This window comes from Thiomonas bhubaneswarensis, assembly GCF_001418255.1.
Classification (GTDB): Bacteria; Pseudomonadota; Gammaproteobacteria; order Burkholderiales; family Burkholderiaceae_C; genus Thiomonas; species Thiomonas bhubaneswarensis.
Window position 1 is genome coordinate 32,087 of sequence record NZ_LIPV01000002.1, and the last position, 15,915, is coordinate 48,001.

15 protein-coding genes are annotated in these 15,915 nt (G+C 65.6%); 7 read left to right on the forward strand and 8 right to left on the reverse strand.

The genetic code is table 11. The features are described from left to right. Positions 1-2: 2 nt before the first annotated feature. Positions 3-1,310, reverse strand: a complete 1,308-nt coding sequence (locus ASC45_RS02710) for an efflux RND transporter periplasmic adaptor subunit (protein ID WP_055449516.1) — start codon at positions 1,308-1,310, stop codon at positions 3-5. A 115-nt stretch (positions 1,311-1,425) separates the two neighbouring features. After that, positions 1,426-2,019 carry a cob(I)yrinic acid a,c-diamide adenosyltransferase gene (locus ASC45_RS02715; RefSeq protein ID WP_055449517.1) on the reverse strand — a complete coding sequence of 198 codons (594 nt, stop codon included), beginning with the start codon at positions 2,017-2,019 and terminating at the stop codon, positions 1,426-1,428. Between the two features lie 66 nt (positions 2,020-2,085). Here ASC45_RS02715 and ASC45_RS02720 point away from each other — a divergent pair, with 66 nt between their 5' ends. The 4 genes from ASC45_RS02720 to ASC45_RS02730 all read left to right on the forward strand — a co-directional run bounded on the left by ASC45_RS02720 (position 2,086) and on the right by ASC45_RS02730 (position 4,555). After that, a complete protein-coding gene (locus ASC45_RS02720) occupies positions 2,086-3,492 on the forward strand; it encodes an FAD-binding oxidoreductase (protein ID WP_055449518.1) in 1,407 nt (468 codons plus the stop codon). A 66-nt stretch (positions 3,493-3,558) separates the two neighbouring features. Beyond that, the gene (locus tag ASC45_RS15400) at positions 3,559-3,861 is read left to right on the forward strand and encodes a BrnT family toxin (protein ID WP_072242955.1); all 303 of its coding nucleotides are present in this window, start codon (positions 3,559-3,561) and stop codon (positions 3,859-3,861) included. Then, the gene (locus tag ASC45_RS02725; RefSeq protein ID WP_055449519.1) at positions 3,821-4,117 is read left to right on the forward strand and encodes a hypothetical protein; all 297 of its coding nucleotides are present in this window, start codon (positions 3,821-3,823) and stop codon (positions 4,115-4,117) included. The genes ASC45_RS15400 and ASC45_RS02725 overlap by 41 nt, the downstream gene beginning before the upstream one ends. A 30-nt stretch (positions 4,118-4,147) precedes the next feature. Then, positions 4,148-4,555 carry a VOC family protein gene (locus ASC45_RS02730; protein WP_055449794.1) on the forward strand — a complete coding sequence of 136 codons (408 nt, stop codon included), beginning with the start codon at positions 4,148-4,150 and terminating at the stop codon, positions 4,553-4,555. Between the two features lie 12 nt (positions 4,556-4,567). On the opposite strand, the gene ASC45_RS02735 is transcribed toward ASC45_RS02730, so the two are convergent. Further along, a complete protein-coding gene (locus ASC45_RS02735; RefSeq protein ID WP_245609926.1) occupies positions 4,568-5,530 on the reverse strand; it encodes a DMT family transporter in 963 nt (320 codons plus the stop codon). A 110-nt stretch (positions 5,531-5,640) separates the two neighbouring features. Between ASC45_RS02735 and ASC45_RS02740 the strand changes: the two genes are divergently transcribed. Then, complete coding sequence (locus tag ASC45_RS02740) at positions 5,641-6,531, forward strand: LysR family transcriptional regulator (RefSeq protein WP_055449520.1); 891 nt, start codon at positions 5,641-5,643, stop codon at positions 6,529-6,531. Positions 6,532-6,540: 9 nt separating this feature from the next. Here ASC45_RS02740 and ASC45_RS02745 read toward each other — a convergent pair whose 3' ends face one another. Continuing rightward, positions 6,541-6,984, reverse strand: coding sequence for a Uma2 family endonuclease (locus ASC45_RS02745; RefSeq protein WP_245609927.1), 444 nt, complete (start codon positions 6,982-6,984; stop codon positions 6,541-6,543). Between the two features lie 568 nt (positions 6,985-7,552). On the opposite strand from ASC45_RS02745, the gene ASC45_RS02750 reads away from it, so the two are divergent. Continuing rightward, on the forward strand, positions 7,553-8,704 hold the full coding sequence (locus ASC45_RS02750) for an NAD(P)/FAD-dependent oxidoreductase (protein ID WP_245609928.1): 1,152 nt from the start codon (positions 7,553-7,555) through the stop codon (positions 8,702-8,704). A gap of 43 nt (positions 8,705-8,747) precedes the next feature. Here the strand turns inward: ASC45_RS02750 and ASC45_RS02755 are convergent, their stop codons facing one another. From ASC45_RS02755 to ASC45_RS02765, 3 genes are read right to left on the reverse strand one after another with little or no spacing between them, the layout of a single operon-like run. Then, a complete protein-coding gene (locus ASC45_RS02755) occupies positions 8,748-9,518 on the reverse strand; it encodes a hypothetical protein (RefSeq protein WP_245609929.1) in 771 nt (256 codons plus the stop codon). A 28-nt stretch (positions 9,519-9,546) separates the two neighbouring features. Beyond that, positions 9,547-10,194, reverse strand: a complete 648-nt coding sequence (locus tag ASC45_RS02760) for a cytochrome b/b6 domain-containing protein (RefSeq protein ID WP_055449521.1) — start codon at positions 10,192-10,194, stop codon at positions 9,547-9,549. Between the two features lie 12 nt (positions 10,195-10,206). Next, positions 10,207-12,012 (reverse strand): tetrathionate reductase family octaheme c-type cytochrome, encoded by a 1,806-nt coding sequence (locus tag ASC45_RS02765; protein ID WP_082454206.1) that lies wholly within the window; start codon positions 12,010-12,012, stop codon positions 10,207-10,209. Positions 12,013-12,216: 204 nt separating this feature from the next. Here ASC45_RS02765 and ASC45_RS02770 point away from each other — a divergent pair, with 204 nt between their 5' ends. After that, on the forward strand, positions 12,217-13,044 hold the full coding sequence (locus ASC45_RS02770) for a TIGR04325 family methyltransferase (RefSeq protein WP_055449522.1): 828 nt from the start codon (positions 12,217-12,219) through the stop codon (positions 13,042-13,044). A gap of 52 nt (positions 13,045-13,096) precedes the next feature. Here the strand turns inward: ASC45_RS02770 and ASC45_RS02775 are convergent, their stop codons facing one another. Beyond that, the gene (locus ASC45_RS02775) at positions 13,097-15,895 is read right to left on the reverse strand and encodes a putative bifunctional diguanylate cyclase/phosphodiesterase (protein WP_055449523.1); all 2,799 of its coding nucleotides are present in this window, start codon (positions 15,893-15,895) and stop codon (positions 13,097-13,099) included. Positions 15,896-15,915: the final 20 nt, after the last annotated feature.

Below are 15,915 nucleotides of genomic sequence, written 5' to 3' on the forward strand. Positions count from 1 at the left end.
GGTCAGCGCGCTCCGCTGGCGGCGGGCCGGGCGTGTTCGCCGGTCTTGGCGCCTGCAGCGCCGCCGTGCGTGCCGCCTTGCGCCGAAAGCGGCTGCACCACCTTCACTTCACGGCCGTCGCGCAGGCGGTCGAGGCCGTCGGTGACCACGCGCTCGCCCGCTTGCAAGCCGCTGACGATCTGCGTCAGGTTGTCGAAGGCCACGCCGGTTTTCACCACCCGCATCTTCACCTTGTTGTCGTCGCCGATGACATACACATAAGTGCCGGGCGCGCCCACCGCCACGGCGGTGGTGGGCACCACGATGGCATCGGGGATGGTGCGCGCCAGCAGGCGCACGTTGACGAACTGGTTGGGATACAGGGCGAGCCCCTTGTTGGCGAACTCGGCGCGCAGGTTGAGCGTACCCGTGGTGCTGTTGATCTGGTTGTCGGCCGCCACCAGCTTGCCGGTTTCGAGCACTCGGGTGTTGCGGGCGTCCCAGGCTTCGGTCTTGAGCTGCTTGCCCGCCATGAGCTGGCCGACGACTTCGCCGATGCTCTGCTGCGGCAGTGCGAAGGTCACATACACCGGCTGCACCTGGGCGATGGTGGCGATCGGCGAGGCCGAGTTGGTGCCGGTGCTGGTGTTGCTGCCCACGGCGCCGGAGGTGGTCACCATATTGCCGGCATCCACCGGCCGCAGCCCGACCAGGCCCGATACCGGCGCGGTGATGCGCGTCCAGCTCAGTTGCAGCCGGGCGTTGTCGAGCGCCGCCTTGTTGGCGTCGAGCGTGGCCTTGAGCTGGGCCACGGTGGCGCGCTGGTCGGAGACCTGCTGCGCCGAAATCGAATCCTGCTGCAGCAGGGTTTCATAGCGCTGCAGGTCGCTTTGCGCGCCGCTGAGCTGCGCCTGGGTCTGCTCCAGCTGCGCCTTCGCCTGCTCCACGGCGATGCTAAAAGGACGCGGATCGATCTGCGCCAGCAACTGCCCGGCCTTGACCATCTGCCCCTGCTTGTAGTCCACGCTCTGCAGCAGCCCAGCCACGCGCGGCATCACGTTCACATAGCTGCGCGGCGTGACCGTGCCCAGCGCGGTGAGCCATACCGGCACCGTCTGCGACCGGGCGCTGGCGGCAGTGACCGGTTGCGGTGGCATCTGCCCCTTGGCCATGCCACCCTTGCCGCCGGGCATCTGCGCCTGTACGGCGTGCTCGCCACCGACAAAGGCCAGCACGGCTGCGGCCAGAAGCGCCATGCCCAATCCGCCCCACCACCAGCGGCGCGGGGCTGAATGAGGGTGCTTCGGGGTGGGGTTGGAATGCTCAGTCATGGGCGGTGGGTCACAAAGAGATCGGCTGAGGGAAAGGCTGTCTTCAGATCGTGCCTGTCTCAGGTGAAAGCCGTGTGCAGGCTGTGTGAAGAAGTTTGTCGCGTGATGGGTCGCGTCACGCGCGCGGCTGGCGCTGGTGTTTCCAATAAATCTCGGTGCTGGCGGCCTCGCCCGCGCGGTTGAGGGTGCGCGCCAGCACGAACATCAGGTCGGACAGGCGGTTGAGGTATTGCAGCAGCTCCGGGCGCAGCAGCGGCGGCGTTTCCGCCCCGCCCGAGGGGGCCACCTCGTCGGCCACGGCCACCACCGAGCGCTCGGCTCGGCGCGCTACGGTGCGGCAGACATGCGCCTGAGAGGCCGTCTGCGTGCCGCCTGGCAGGATGAACTCGGCCAGCGGCGGAAGCTGCGCGTTGTAGGCCTTGAGCGCCTCGTCGAGCGCGGCGACTTGCTCGGGCTTGAGCAGCGTCATGCCAGGTACCGAAAGCTCGCCGCCGAGGTCGAACAGATCGTGCTGCACCTGCAGCAGCAGGTTGTCGATGGCCTCGGGCAGCCCCAGGCTGCGCAGCAGGCCCAGGTGCGAATTGAGCTCGTCGACATCGCCCAGCGCCTGGATGCGCGCGGCGCTTTTGGAACAGCGCGAGCCGTCACCCAGACCGGTGGTGCCCGCGTCGCCGGTGCGGGTGGAGATGGCGGTGAGGCGGTGACCCATGCGTGTGTGCTCCTTTGGTTTCGTAGGCGTATTCTTGCTGAATCCATTGACGCAAGGATCGCCGCCATGAATGCCCCCATCACGCCGAAGATTCTCACCCGTCCCGTGCCATCGGCCGTGCTCGATGCGCTGGCCAGCCGCTTCGGGGCGCAACTCTCCACCGCGCTGGCCGTGCGCGAGCAGCATGGCCGGGACGAATCGCCCTTCGACGTGCCGCCGCCCGCCGCCGTGGTGTTCTGCGAAAGCACGCAGGACGTGGCCGACGCGGTGAAGCTGGCCGCCGCGCACGACGTGCCCGTGATCGCCTTTGGCGCCGGGTCGTCGCTCGAAGGCCAGCTGCTCGCGGTGCAAGGCGGTATCAGCCTCGACCTCACCCGCATGAACCGCGTGCTCGAGGTCGCCGCAGCCGACATGCTCGCCACCGTGCAGGCTGGGGTGACGCGGCTGCAGTTGAACGACGAACTGCGCCACACCGGCCTGTTCTTCCCCATCGACCCCGGCGCCGACGCCACCCTGGGCGGCATGGCGGCCACCCGCGCCAGTGGCACCAACGCCGTGCGCTACGGCACCATGCGCGAAAACGTGCTGGCGCTCACCGTGGTGCTGGCCGATGGCCGCGTCATCCGTACCGGCACCCAGGCGCGCAAGAGCAGTGCGGGCTACGACCTCACCCGCCTCATGGTCGGCAGCGAGGGCACGCTGGGCATCATTACCGAAGTTACCCTGCGCCTGTACCCTCAGCCCGAAGCCGTGGCCGCCGCGGTGTGCTCCTTCCCCGGCGTGGCGCAGGCGGTGGACTGCACCATCGCCATCATCCAGGCTGGCATCCCCATCGCCCGGGTGGAATTGATGGACGCCGGCGCGGTGCGCGCCGTCAACGCCCACGACCATCTCGGCTTACCCGAATGCCCGCTGCTGCTGATGGAATTCCACGGCTCGCCCGCCGGCGTGCGCGAGCAGGCGCAGGCCGTGGAAGCGCTCGCCGCCGAACACCAGGGCAGCGACTTCGCCTGGGCCGACACCCCGGAAGAGCGCAGCAAACTGTGGAAGGCGCGACATCACGCCTATCTCTCGGCGCTGCAGATGAAACCCGGCTGCCGTTGCGTCACCACCGATACCTGCGTGCCGATCTCGCGTCTGGCCGAGAGCATCAACGACACCATCGTCGAGGCCGACGCGGCCGGTCTGCCCTACTTCGTCGTCGGCCATGTGGGCGACGGCAACTATCACATCGGCTACCTCATCGACCCGGCCAAGCCCGAAGAACGCGAACTCGCTGAAACCCTCAACGCCCAGCTCGTGCGCCGCGCGCTCAAACTCGGCGGCACCTGCAGCGGCGAACACGGCATCGGCCTGCACAAACAGGATTTCCTGCGCGAAGAAGCCGGCGACGACGCGCTCGACGTAATGCGCGCCATCAAGCAGGCACTCGACCCGAAGGGCATCCTCAATCCGGGGAAGATTTTTGCGTGAAGGGAGGCTGCTCACCGGGTTGTGTCTGGTATGGCAAAAAGTATGGCTTGCACCTAAACTCCAGCCATGCGGGATTCGAGTTTCGAATGGGGTGAGGCGAAGGATGAAACCAATCAGGCAAAGCATGGCGTTGGCTTTGAACGTGCGCAGTATGCCTTTGCCGATCCGCAACGGGTGATCGCGCGCGACGCGGAGCACAGCACAAACGAAGCACGCTATTTCTGTTTCGGCAAGGTGGATGGAGGCGTTCTCACAGTGCGCTTTACCTACAGGGGCACCCGCATTCGGATCATCGGCGCTGGCTATTGGCGCAAAGGAAAGGCTGTCTATGAGCAAGAAAATCAAATACACCGACGAACCGATCGGTGATGTGAAAATCGTGGCGGATTTCTTGCCTCCGCCGGAGGCTTTGGTGTTTCGCGAAGAAGGCGTCAAAGTCACTCTGGCTCTGAGCAAGAAGAGTGTGGATTTCTTCAAGCATCAGGCGCAGACTCATCATTCCCAATACCAGCGCATGATTCGCCACCTGCTCGATGCCTATGTGGATCGCCACAGCGCAGCCGATTCCGCAAAGACATCAACCAAGCGTTCGGCAAAGCGCGGAGTGGCGAAGACCAACAACTGAGCGGCCCTGCGCGTTCTTGAGAGCATGACCATGTTCACCTACCTGATGCTCGGCACCAACGACCTTGCGCGGGCGGCGGCGTTCTACGACCCCGTCATGGCCGCGCTCGGCCATGCGCGATGCGTGACGGAAGCCGACGATCCCAGCCACGAAATCGGCTGGGGCCGCTACGCCGACGAAGGGCGGGTGGAACTGGCGCTCTGGCTGTGCAAGCCCTTCAACGGCCAGATGGCCACGGTGGGCAACGGCAGCATGATTGCTCTGGCCGCCGCCAGCCGGGCGCAGGTCGATGCGTTTCATGCCGCCGCGCTGGCACACGGCGGTTTGAGCGAAGGCACCCCCGGACTGCGCCCGCATTACGGCCCCGATTTCTACGCCGCCTATGTGCGCGACCCCGACGGCAACAAACTCGCCGCCGTGTGCCGCGCTGCATCCTGATCCACAGGCGGCTCAGGCTTCGTGTGGGCAAGTGCGCACCGCTTGCTGGCGCGACAGCAGTGGCTTCAAGCGCGGATGCGCCAGTGCGCTGTTGAGCAACAAGGCAAGCATCACCAGCCCCGCGCCGAGCACTTCCGCGCCGCCGAAGTGCACGCCTTGAAACAAGGCGATGCCGAAGGCCGTCACCGGGACGAAGTTGATGAACAGCACGCCCACCGAGGCGCCGACGCGCTGGATGCCCGCATTCCAGCCCAGCACCGCAATGAAGGCGGCAATCAACACGAGGTAGGCGAGCCCCCAGGCCGACTCTCGCAAGATGGGCAGGGTCGGCAAGTCCGCACGGCCCAGGGCGACCGCCAGAAGGGCGATGACCACGATGCTCAAGGCGCCGAAGGCGCAGGTCCAGGCGGTGTAACGCAGCGATGACCAGGCTGGATATCGGCGCGCGGCCAGCGTATAGATCACCCAGCACAGTACGCCCAGCAGCACCAGGCCGTCGCCGCCGAGGTGGTTGTCCGCCAGAAGATGGGCGGGGTTGCCGTTGCTGAGCACGAGCGCCACGCCCAGCAGCGAGAGCGCAATGCTGGCCCAGGTGCCGCCGCTGGGGCGCACCCCGTTGAGTGCCCAGTTGACCAGGGCGCTGAGCAGCGGCATCAGCGCGATGATGATGGCAGCCTGCTGCGGCTGGGTGTGGCGCAACCCTTCGTAGCCCAGCAAGTTGAATCCCGCGAAGCCCAGGCTGCCCAGCACGGCGAGTTGCCAGCCCCGACCATCGAGCTTGAGCGCGGAACGGCCTTCTTTCCACGCAAGCGCAAGCAGGAACAGCGGCGCGGCCAATCCGTAACGGATGGCGGTCATCACGAACACATCCATGTGCAACATCAGGGCCTTGGCCAGCGGCAGCATGCCGCCCCAGGCCATGGCCGCCACACCCAACGCCCCCAGCGCCTGGGGAAAGCTCAAACTCCGTTTCACGGCGTTCTCCTCAAAGATGACGATGGCGGCAGCTTAAAAATTTCCCAAAAGTTGATAAATAATCAAAACTCGAATTAGTTATTTCCAAATCAGAAAATATTGGAGGCACAATGCTCGACTTGGACGCCTGTCGCATCTTCGCCCGTGTGGTGGAGACGCATTCCTTTTCCGAAGCCGCCCGCAGCCTGGACATTTCTCTGCCCGTGGTGAGCAAGCAAGTGGCGCGTCTGGAGCGACAGCTCGGCACGCGCTTGCTCAACCGCACCACGCGTCATCTGAGCCTGAGCGAAGCCGGATCGGCGTTTCACGCGCATTGCCTACAACTGATCGAGATCGCCCAGACGGCCGAAGCGGCGGTGAGCCAGTTTCATCTGTCACCTCGGGGGCAGTTACGGGTGAGCGCGCCGGTCGCTTTCGCCAACGGCAGTCTGGCACCCTTGCTGCCGGCCTTTCTCGAACGCTACCCCGACGTGCAACTCGAACTCGACGCCAGCGACCGTCAGGTCGATCTGGCCGAAGACGGCTACGACCTGGCGATCCGCCTCACCGCCCGCCCGCCCGAGGGCCTGGTCGCCCGGCCACTGCACCGCATCCGTCGTCTGGCCTGCGCGGCAGACGTTTACCTGCAGCGGCGCGGCATACCGCTAAAGCCCGAGGATCTGGCGCAGCACAACTGTCTCATCTATCCACAAGCCGAGGGTGCCGGCACCTGGACCTTCGAGCGCGACGGGCGCCCGTTGGTCGTGCCGGTACGCGGCAGCTTTCGCAGCAACAGCACCGAGGCCCTCCGACAGGCTGCGCGTCTCGGGCTGGGCGTGGTGTACATGCGCGACTACGCCGTGCGCCAGGATTTGCTGGATGGCAACTTGCACGAAGTGCTCGCCGACTACGCACCACCCAGCCGCGCCGAACTCTTCGCGCTCTACCTGCCCAACCGCTTTCTGCCACCCAAGGTGCGGGTGTTCATCGACTATCTTGTGGACTGTTTCGATCAGCCCTGAGGTCGCTCATCACGCGCCGGGCTGCGGCTCCACGCCCTCGAACAGCTCCGCCATCGGCACGCGCAGCGACACGCTGGCGAGTTCCAGCTCTGCCACGCCGGTGAAATCGTGCAGCTCAAACAGACCGCGCTCGTTGCGCCGAAAGACCTCCACGCTGAGGTTGTCAGGGTCGATCAGCACATACTCGCGCAGCTCGGCAATGCGGCGGTACATTGCAAACTTCAGGCTGCGGTCATAGCCTTGGGTGCTGTCCGACAGCACCTCCGCGATCAGCAGCGGGTGGCGGAACAGCATATCGGTGCGAAGATCGTCGCCATAACAGGTGACGAACACGTCCGGGTAAAACACCGCCTCATCGGCCACCTGGACTTTCAGGCTCTCGGTGAACACTTCGCAAGGTCGCCCGCGCAGAGCGGATTTCAGCACCGCAAACAGATTGCCCGACCATTCCATGCACCCGCCGCATCCCCACCTTGCCAATGGTCTCGCCGCGGTAATACTCGTGCCGCTCGGGCTGGGCGTTTTCCCAGGTGAGATAGTTATCCAGATCGAGTGTCGGCTGCGCCAGAGCCATGGGCCACCCTCGTTGCAGGGTGCGGACGGGCGCAGTGTATTCCGGCCGTCTTTGTCTTGTGTGCGGCATGTGTGACGTGTACTGGCGTGTCGACAACAAGAGCCAGGCACTCATTGAAACAGCCCCCCTGACTCGCTGCGCGCATTTCTCCCCGAGGGGGTGTCAACTCTTCTGACGCGGCCGGGCGGAACTAACATTTGGCAATGCGTTTCGGGCGAGCGGCGTCTATGCTTGCTGTACTGATCCCAGATTGTCCATGAGGCGGCGCTTCGCGCCTGCACGGGTGCTGGCAGTCGGTTTGGGGCGTCTTTGCCCCCGTGCTTCGCGCCCATAGCTTGGGCTATGGGCTTGTCACCCGGCGCCAAATCCATCCCCAACCCGCCGCGCCATCATCCCGCGCCCTAATGAACAATCTGGGCTAATAAAACTCCCTGGACATCGCCTCTCATGTCTGCTTCCATGTCTGCCCATTTCGTCGTTCTCGGCGCGGGGTTCGCCGGTCTTACTGCTGCGCGCACGCTGCGCGCCAAGGCGCCGCAGGCGCGCATCACCCTGGTGGCGCCCAAGGCCGAATTTGTCTATCTGCCCAGCCTGATCTGGGTGCCCACCGGGGTGCGCAAAAGCGCCGATCTAGTGATCGACCTCGCGCCTTTTCTCGACAAGCTGCGCATCGACTTCCTCGCCGCCGAAGTCAACGGCCTGCAAGACGGCGGGCGCACCGTGCTGACCAGCGCCGGGCCGGTGGAGAACGATGGGCTCATCATCGCCACCGGCGGGCGCTTCATCAAAAAGCTGCCGGGCATCGAGCATGCCATCGCGCTATGCGAGGGTGTGGCGGCGGCAGAAAAAATCCGTGAGCGCCTGCTGGCGATGGACAGCGGGCGCATCGCCTGCGGATTTGGCGGCAATCCACAGGAACCTTCTGCCGCGCGTGGCGGGCCGATGTTCGAACTGCTGTTTGGCATCGACACCTGGTTGCGCCGTCAGCGCAAGCGCGACCGGGTGGAACTGGTGTTCTTCAACGCCTCTGAAACGCCGGGCCAGCGGCTGGGCGAGCGCGCCGTCACCGGCCTGCTGTCGCAGATGGCCAAGCGGCGCATCGATACGCACCTGGGCCACAAGCCGCTGCGCATTTCGCCCGAGGGGGTGGAGACCGAAGGCGGCATGGTCAAGGCCGATCTGGTGCTGTTCATGCCGGGCATGACGGGGCCGGGGTGGATGCACCAGACCGAGCTGCCGCGCTCGCCCGGGGGCTTCATTCAGGCTGACGCGCATTGCGCCGTGCCGGGCTTCGAGCGCGTGTTCGTCGCCGGAGATGCCGGCAGCTATCCCGGCCCCGACTGGTTGCCCAAGCAGGCGCACATGGCCGATCTGCAGGCCGAGGCGGCCGCCGCCAACCTGCTGCTGGCGATGGAGGGCAAGCCCGCAGAGCATGTGCCCAAGGCCGAACTGGTGTGCATCGTCGATACCGTGGACAGCGGCATTCTGGTGTTCCGCGACGCGAAGAAAACCATCGTGCTGCCGCCGTCACGCGCCTTCACCTGGGCCAAGCGCTGGTTCGAAGGCAAGTATCTGAAAGACTATCGCGCGGGGACTTGAGTGGGGATTGGGGCTGGGAGGAGTCGGCCGCGCCCCAGTCGGATCAACCGCCAGCCTTCTGGTCGATCAGTACATTGCCCATAGAGTCCTTGAGCTGAACTTCGTCCACGCGCAGGTGCAGGGTCTGGGTTGTCGCATCGGCGCCGAGCACCGTGGCGAAGATCGCCATGTGAAAGTGCACATAGTTGGCGATGCTGTCGTTGATCGTTTTCATCGCCGCGGCATTGGTGCATTGCAGATGACGGAAGGCTTCGGGGTGGTCGTAGGTGTAGTGATACGGCGAGTTGTCGAAGTAGTAGCCCGCGCCGTGGATGAACAGACGGTTGTCGATGGGGTAGTACGAGCCCGTGGCAACGTAGGGGTCGAGGGCGATGTCGTCCACGTCGATGCGCAGTTTGGGGTGAGCCTTGGCGAAGGCGATCATCGCGTCGACCTGCTGCTTCTCGCGCGCCGTGGCCTGTACCGGCTGGGGCGGGTCGATCATTTCGGTATTGGCCGTGAGAATGCCGGTGTAGTTCACCGGCTGTTTGCTCCACGCCGTCACATAAGTCTTGAGCAGCACCGCGTTGTCGAGCAGCACAAAGCCGTCACGCTGCTTGATGGCATGCACGCCCAGACCCTGGTCGAGACGCACGCGCGAGGGTGAGCCGGGCAGGTCGGTGTTCGAGGCACTTTGCAGGTTGATGGACGGTGAGGAGGCGGCCGCAGCCTGATCGGCCCGCGCGGTGGCGAGACTCAGGCCGACCAGCGCCGCCCCTAGGAGCAGGCGCAGTGCGGGCCGGCAGCGCGTGGGGTGGTGCAAGTCAGACATCATGGAAAGTCCTGTTCGGTTGGCGAGGTATTCAGTGCGTGTCGATGCCGGCCGGGCCGGGTTCGTCTTCCCAGCCGGTGATCATCGATTTGATGTAGGCCGTCGGCGGGTGCGCGGTGGTGGCCAGATAGACGTGCAGGATGAAGAACAGCAGCATCATGTACGCCGCCGCGGTGTGGGTGAGCGCTACCCAGTCGAGTTGCAGGCCCAGCGGGGACAGCCGAATCCAGTCGTAGCTGAAAAACAGTAGCAGCATGCCGCTGACCCAGATCAGCGGATTGATCATCAGCTTGAGCCACAGATACGCCAGGCGCTGCAGCGGGTTGTGCTTGCGATCGGGCGTGGGGTGATAGGGGTGGCTCTCGCCGATGAAAATGCCCCAGGCGTAATAGCGCGCTACCTTGAGCAGGCTTTGCGGCCGCAGGTCGGGGATGTAGTTTTTCCACGCCCCGGTGGTGAAGTGCCAGAAGATGGCGAAAGTCCACAGGGTGATGAGCATCCACGCCGCGTATTCGTGAATCAGCAGCGCCTGCTGAAAATTGAGCCCGCCCAGATAGCCGTGTATCTCGAAGCCGGTGAACAGCATGGTGATGATGAGCGCGGCCTGGCTCCAGTGCCAGAAGCGCTCGAAGCGGGTGAACTTGTAGACGCGGTGCGTGGTTGGTTGTGCGGTTGACATGGCGATGTCCTTTCAGTGACGGCGGCGCAGCCACATGCCGAATCGAATGAGACCGTGCAGGGTCACGCCCACGAGGGCGAGCGCGGCAGCCGCCAGGCCGATGAGCTCCAGCCAGGGGTTATGGTCTTTTGGCCGGTGCGGCATGTACACGCCGTCGATGTTCTGCAGGCGACCGTTGTCAGCATGGCACTGCATGCACGACAGCGCCTGCGCCTTGGGCGCGACCATGTGCTCGATGGGCCAGTACATATCGGTCTTGACGAAGCCGAAGTGACCGGAATACGGCAGATGCGCGGCCTTCATGCCGGCGGCGATCGAGGTCTGCCAGTCGTAGTTCATGGTGTAGGAGTCTTTGTCGAAGCCGAAGGAATGAAACACCGCGAGAATGCCGGTCTGCGTGTCGTAGGGCTGGTTGTTGCGCATGATCTTGAATGGGAAGATCTTGGACTTGCCGTCAAGCGGGCTGCCTTCGATGGCGTTGAGCTGCACCACGCCGTCCTTGTTCTTGAAGTCCTGCACCTTGTCGCCGATGTTCATCCAGCGCTCCACGCCGTTGAACCAGTGGTATTGCGGCACCACGTCTTCGGCCCATTTGAAGCTGCCCTTGACGCCCCAGTAGGTGTTCCAACCGTGGCTGTCGTTGATGACCAGCGGCGAGCCGTTGGGCGCGAGCTTGCCGGCGGTGGCGTAGTTCCACTCCATCTTGGTGGGCAGGCCGCCCCGGGCGAATTCGGGGATGTGGCAGGTCTCGCAGGCGATGTCGCGGGTATGCATGTTCAGCGTCGCGGCCTGGATGCTGCTGTTGATGTCGTTGCCTTTGTGCGGCGTTTGCCCGTGGCACGACACGCAGCTTGCGGCCTGGGTGTTATGCGGGCTTCCGCGCATGAACTGATGATCGTTGATCATCATGTCGGTGATGTAGCGCGAGCCGCTGACGTTGTGGTTCTCGGTCTTGTGGCACTCCTGGCAGGTGAAGTTCAGCCCCTGCGGCGACATGTGCACGTCTTCGGCGCGTGAGGGATTGAGCAGCGAGCTGTCCATGTCGCCGTGCTTTACGCCGTCGCCTCCCCCGCCGTAGAAGTGGCACTGGCCGCAGGTGTAGCGCGTGGGCGCGCCGACGCTTTGCGCGATCTTGGCCAGGTCTTCGGGCTCGACGTAAGGCTTGTCGGTGCCGTACACCTCGCCGCATCCCGGGCGCACCGCGATCTTCTCCATCGCCGGATTGCCGCCGATGAACGGAATCTTGTGATAAGTCTTGGTCTGATCGTGGCAGACCAGACAGTCCACATGATCCTGCGAGCGGTGGTCGAAGGGTACGAACTTGTTCGGGTCGGTGCTGCCGTAGCCGACGTGGCAGACGGTGCAGAACTGTTCGTTGCTGATGGGGCTGACGCAGAAGTTGTTGTAGACGTGGTTCTTGCCCACCAGGGTCTTGGTGGCGGGTTCGTAGGCTTTCCACGTCCAGTGGATGGTGGACATGACCTGCTGGGCCGCGTCGGTGTGGCAGCTCAGGCAGGCCTTGGTCACCTGCTCGGGCGAGGTGAACGGCCCCTTGAGCTGCGGGAACTGGCTGTGGTCCTGCGGCATTTCCTTGCCGACATTGCCCTTTTGCACCGTGGGCACGACATGCCAACCGCCGGACGATGCATCGGCTGATTGAACCTGCACGCCGTTCTGCGCCACAAAGTTGGCGGCATCCTGCGCATGGGCGATGGCGGCGGGCCCGAGCAGCAAGGCGGCAAGACCGATGAAGTGGGCCAGATGCCGCCATTCCACGCGCGGCTTGCGGCGATATTCGACGGGTCGATTCGATGACATGGGCTGCACTCGCATTCAGAAGAATGGGCGAGATGCTGCGCGCAAGGCGGTGTTGCAAAATTGACGCGCGGCAATTCCGTTCGGTCAGCGCGTCGCGCAATCGACCCGGTTTGATCTCGCCACGAAAATGCAAAACAGCGATACGGAATGTCACGTTTGATGACATCTTTCACCGCCCCAACGACCTGCGTCACGGAGACAGCCATGCATCTTCTCGAACAAGCCCACGCCGCCCTCGACCGTCTGGCCGACCTGCCGCCGCTGGGGCAACTGCGCAGGCAACGCGCAGAGGCTGCCTTCGCCGGCAACACCGACGCCAACCTCTTCCGGGGCATCTATCCCACCTTCGACGCCGCGCAGGCCAGCGCGCCGAGCACACGGCCGCTGGGCTACGACAACGCCGACGCGGCCGGCATGTATCTGGAGCGCATCAAGCGCATCTACCCCAGCGACTATCCGGTGATCTTCTGGTTGCAGAAGCTGTTTGCGCAGGGCAACAAGACCGTGTTCGATCTGGGCGGGCACATCGGCATCGGCTATTACGGCTATCAGCGCTACCTCGACTATCCCGCGGGCCTGCGCTGGACGGTGAGCGATGTGCCCGCGGTGATGGCGCGTGGTGCTGAGATTGCGCGCGAGCGCGACCCGTCAGGGCGGCTGGGTTTCAACGGCGACTTCGCCGGGGCGAACGGGGTGGACGTGCTGCTCGCGCTGGGCGTGCTGCAGTACCTGCCCGATACCCTGGCGCAGCGTCTGGCCGCGCTCGCCAACCCGCCGCACCACATCATTCTCAACCTCACGCCGCTGCACGTGCTCGACAACGGCGCGCAAGACTATTTCACCCTGCAGAGCATCGGCACCGCCTTCTGCCCCTACCGCATCGCTGCCTACGGCCCGTTTCTGGCGGGCTTCACCAGCCTGGGTTACCAGATCGTCGACCGCTGGCAAAACCCCGACAAGCACTGCCACATCGCCTTCGAGCCCGCGCACTCGCTCGACGGGTATCACGGGTTCTATCTGCGACGGGGGTAGGGCGTGCGATCTCCTCCCCCACGTCGTGGGGGAGGTTGGGAGGGGGAAGGTTTCAGGCCCCGGCCTGCCGCACGCAGGGCAGGCGCCCGAACTCGGCGAACGGCACCGGGCGCGAGTAGAGATAGCCCTGCAGCTCGTGGCAACCCAGTTCGCGCAGCATGTCGGCTTGCGCCGGTGTTTCCACACCCTCGGCGACGAGATGCAAGTGCGCGGCCTGCGCCAGCGCCACGATGGCGCGCACCGAGGGCAGGGCGCTGGAGTCGGTTTCCAGATCGGTGACGAAGGATCGGTCGATCTTCATCACGTCGATGGGCAGCTTGCGCAGCGCCGCCATCGACGAGTAGCCGGTGCCGAAGTCGTCGAGCGCCACGGCAACCCCCATCGCGCGCAGTGCGCCGAGCTGCGCAAAGGTGGGCTCGTGGTCGTCCACCAGCAGCGATTCGGTGATCTCGATTTCGAGCGACTCGGGGGCGAGGCCGTTCGCCGCCAGAGCCTCGCGCACCTGACCCACCAGATCGCCCTCCACCAGTTGCACCGGCGACACATTGACCGACACCCGCTGCAGCGCCACCCCGGCGCGGCGCCAGTCGGCCATGGCCTTGCAGGCAGCCTGCAGCATCCACTGGCCGATGGGCACGATCAGGCCGGAAGACTCGGCCATTTCGATGAAGGCATCCGGGTAGAGCAGGCCGCGCTGCGGATGCTGCCATCGCACCAGTGCCTCGGCCGAACTGGCGCGACCGTCGCCCGCGCCCACGCGGGGCTGGAAGTGGGCGACGAACTCCCCTTTCGCCACAGCCTGCCGCAGATCGGCCAGCAACGCAGCCTGAGCGCGCGCCTCGCTGTCGAGTGAAGTGCTGAAGCATTGCGCCCGGCCACGGCCGTCGGCCTTGGCGGCATAGAGCGCAATGTCGGCGCAGCGCAGCAAGTCGTCGCGGGTGCGGGCATGTTGCGGGCACAGCGCGATGCCTACGCTCGCGCCCACCTGAAAGTCGCCCCCGGGCAGGTGGAAGGGCTCGCTCATGGCGCGAATGGCGATGTCGGCCACGGCCCGCGCGGTAGCAGCGTCGGCCTCGGGCAGCACCAGGGTGAACTCGTCTCCACCTTGTCGGGCCACCAGTGCGTCGGCCTGCACGCGCACGCGCAGCCGCTCGCTGGCCAAGCGCAGCAAGGCGTCGCCCGCAGCATGGCCGCGGCTGTCGTTGACGTCCTTGAAGTTGTCGAGGTCGATGTAGAGCAGCGCCAGCCTGGGTGCGGGCTCCGGGGCCAGCAAGGCGTCGAGGCGCTGGTGCAGGCCGTGGCGGTTGAGCAGCCCGGTGAGGCTGTCGTGCGTGGCCTGATGCACGAGTGCGCGTTCACGGTCTTGGGCGGCAAAGGCCACGGCCAGGCGGTCGCGCAACTCGGCGGCCACTTGCAGCGAGCCGGCCTGCGGCTGCTCGGCGAAGCCCAGTGCGATGAGCGCGCGCATCGAGTCGGACTGGCGCAGCGGAAACAGCGCCACCCAGTCTGCGCCCTGCGGCATGAGGCTGGACAGGCAGGGCAGGTCGTGCGGGCCGCCGCGCTGCGCCAGCAGGGTGTCCACGGCGAGCACCTGGTCGCCCTCCAGCGCCGACCACGGCGTTTGCGCCAGTCCTTCGCAGGCGATGTCGCGGGCGTCGAACACGGTCATGCCGCTCTTGCCGCTGTGCCACAGCGTGGCGCGGCGAAACTGCTGCCCGCCCTGCTGCCAGACGACCACGGCGTGAGTACCGGGGTAGATCGTCTCCAGTTGTTCGAGCACGCGCTGCGCCAGGCTGTCCACCGCGGCGCCCGCCAGAATGTCGCGGTCGATGGCGGCCAGACCTTCGAGGGCATGGAACTGTCGGCCGATGCGCGCGGCCATGTCGTTGAAGGCTGCGCCCAGCACGGCGAATTCGTCGTCGCCCTGCACCGGTACCCGCGTGGCCACGTCGCCCGCGGCAAGGCTGCGCGTGCCCGCCGTCAGCCGCTCCAGCGGCGCCAGGGTGCGGCGAATCTGGCGCTGCGCCAGCAGGCCGATGAACAGCAGCGTGGCCAAGGCCACCAGCCCCAGCCACATCGGCAGCGGCCAGCCCAGCCAGCGCACCTGCGGCGGCGGCACCTGCTGCGAGAACACCCAGTCGGGCGTGCCGAAATCGCCACCCAGAAACAGCCTGAAGACGAAATGCGAAAAGTTCGACGAGCCGCCCGGCGCCGATGATGGCGCTGCATCGCCGGAATAGAGCGGCTGGCCGTTGGCGTTGCTCACCCGCCAGATGCCGCCCTCCATGGCATCGTGGACCGGAGCCCAGAGAAAGTCGGGGTCGAGTTCGGCGACCCAGCTCGGCTCGCCATCGCGCATGGCGGCAAGAAGAATGCGCGCCTGCTGGCCCGGCACGCTGAGCGTGCGCAGCAAGACCAGCGCCGCGCGAGGATCGGCATCCGGCGTGGGCAGCACCGGCGGCACCGAGGGCGAACCGCTTTGCCAGGCCTGTTGCAGATCGGCGGCGTTGGGCCCGGCCCAGAGCGGTCGGCCTTCGGGCGAGAGCAGGATCAAGCCCTCGAACACCCGGCCCAGGCCGGGCGGGCGCACGCCAGACGCAGGCGGCGCAAGGGGCAGGGCGCGCAGCAGGCTCTTGGCCGTGAGCAGGCGCTCGAGCACCTGACGGCTGACCTGCCGCGTGAGCTGCTCCTGGCGTTGCACATGGAGCTGCCGCGCCACCGTGTTCACCGCGGTGCTCGAAAGCCAGTCCGACACCGCCAGCGGCACCAGCGCCGCCAGTACGAACAGCGCGAACACGCGCCGCGCCAGACGGCTGCCAAAAAGACGTGCTTGCAGCGCTGGGCGGGGCATGACGATTTCAGTGCGCTGTG

Bases quoted from the DNA above. Each gene is read 5' to 3' on its own strand.
- ASC45_RS02710 (WP_055449516.1), bottom strand. From the start codon at position 1,310: ATGACTGAGCATTCCAACCCCACCCCGAAGCACCCTCATTCAGCCCCG.
- ASC45_RS02715 (WP_055449517.1), bottom strand. From the start codon at position 2,019: ATGGGTCACCGCCTCACCGCCATCTCCACCCGCACCGGCGACGCGGGC.
- ASC45_RS02720 (WP_055449518.1), top strand. From the start codon at position 2,086: ATGAATGCCCCCATCACGCCGAAGATTCTCACCCGTCCCGTGCCATCG.
- ASC45_RS15400 (WP_072242955.1), top strand. From the start codon at position 3,559: ATGCGGGATTCGAGTTTCGAATGGGGTGAGGCGAAGGATGAAACCAAT.
- ASC45_RS02725 (WP_055449519.1), top strand. From the start codon at position 3,821: ATGAGCAAGAAAATCAAATACACCGACGAACCGATCGGTGATGTGAAA.
- ASC45_RS02730 (WP_055449794.1), top strand. From the start codon at position 4,148: ATGTTCACCTACCTGATGCTCGGCACCAACGACCTTGCGCGGGCGGCG.
- ASC45_RS02740 (WP_055449520.1), top strand. From the start codon at position 5,641: ATGCTCGACTTGGACGCCTGTCGCATCTTCGCCCGTGTGGTGGAGACG.
- ASC45_RS02745 (WP_245609927.1), bottom strand. From the start codon at position 6,984: ATGGAATGGTCGGGCAATCTGTTTGCGGTGCTGAAATCCGCTCTGCGC.
- ASC45_RS02750 (WP_245609928.1), top strand. From the start codon at position 7,553: ATGTCTGCTTCCATGTCTGCCCATTTCGTCGTTCTCGGCGCGGGGTTC.
- ASC45_RS02755 (WP_245609929.1), bottom strand. From the start codon at position 9,518: ATGATGTCTGACTTGCACCACCCCACGCGCTGCCGGCCCGCACTGCGC.
- ASC45_RS02760 (WP_055449521.1), bottom strand. From the start codon at position 10,194: ATGTCAACCGCACAACCAACCACGCACCGCGTCTACAAGTTCACCCGC.
- ASC45_RS02765 (WP_082454206.1), bottom strand. From the start codon at position 12,012: ATGTCATCGAATCGACCCGTCGAATATCGCCGCAAGCCGCGCGTGGAA.
- ASC45_RS02770 (WP_055449522.1), top strand. From the start codon at position 12,217: ATGCATCTTCTCGAACAAGCCCACGCCGCCCTCGACCGTCTGGCCGAC.
- ASC45_RS02775 (WP_055449523.1), bottom strand. From the start codon at position 15,895: ATGCCCCGCCCAGCGCTGCAAGCACGTCTTTTTGGCAGCCGTCTGGCG.